This is a genomic window from Vibrio sp. AIC-3 (assembly GCF_013114515.1).
Taxonomy (GTDB): domain Bacteria; phylum Pseudomonadota; class Gammaproteobacteria; order Enterobacterales; family Vibrionaceae; genus Vibrio; species Vibrio crassostreae_C.
The window spans coordinates 1-1,119 of record NZ_VTXG01000069.1; the positions used below are offsets into that span (position 1 = coordinate 1).

The 1,119-nt window shown below is 47.5% G+C and carries 1 protein-coding gene; it reads left to right on the top strand.

Annotated elements, in window-relative coordinates:
• On the top strand, window positions 1-1,080 hold a 1,080-nt coding region (locus F0229_RS21605), incomplete at its 5' end, for an IS3 family transposase (protein WP_171733692.1).
• Window positions 1,081-1,119: the final 39 nt, after the last annotated feature.

Sequence of the window (1,119 nt, forward strand, 5' to 3'; positions counted from 1 at the left end):
AAAAAAGCTGAGAGCCTTTTACGGGGAAGAGCCAGAGGACGACTAACCTCAACCGATGAAAGGCAGACCATAGTGACTCTTATCCTTGAAGCGAAGCAATGCGGGTGTCGTTTAGAGCCAGCTTGCCATGAAGTTCAAATCGACTTGAGAACGTATCGTCGCTGGTATCAGCAAGGTGAAGTTCAAGCTGACAAAAGGCCAATATGCCTCAGACCTGAGCCTGCTAACAAGCTGTCGCAGGAAGAGCGTGATGCGATAATCGAGGTGTGTAACCGCTCTGAGTTTGCAAGCTTGCCTCCAACTCAAATCGTCCCGACACTGCTTGATAGAGGTGAGTATATCGCCTCTGAGTCGAGCTACTACCGAGTGTTGAGTACGCAGGGGCAACTTCACAAACGAGGTCGTCAGCGGAGCAGACAGAAGCAAGCGAAGCCAACCAGTTACACAGCGACGGACTCAAACCAAGTCTATACGTGGGATATCACTTACTTACCTTCAAAAGTTCGAGGCCAACATTATTACCTGTATGTCATTGAGGACATCTACAGTCGAAAAATTGTTGGTTATGAAGTGTATGAGCATGAATGCGGTGAGCTGGCGTCACAACTTCTGCAACGAACGTTGATGCGAGAGCAGTGCTTCAATCAAGCTCTGGTTCTTCACTCAGATAATGGTGCGCCGATGAAGTCGTTGACGTTCAAAGCAAAAATGGAAGAGTTAGGTATTACTTCATCGTATAGTCGCCCAAGAGTCAGTGATGATAACCCGTATGTTGAGTCATTGTTCCGCACGGTAAAGTACATGCCAAGCTGGCCAACGAAGGGCTTTGAAACAATCGATAGTAGCCAAAGTTGGGTTGAAGCCTTCGTACGCTGGTACAACACCGAGCACAAGCACAGTCAGCTAAATTACGTCACGCCTTCAGAGCGTCACAATGGAAAAGATAAAGAGATCTTGAAGCGTCGTGTAGAGGTATTGCTCGCTGCAAAACAGCGAAAGCCTGAGCGGTGGTCTGGTGATATCAGGAACTGTGCGCCTGTTGGTGACGTTCACCTAAATCCAGAAAGAGAAGCTGCTTAATAAGTAAGCAAATGATGACAACTACCTTGAAAAACACCG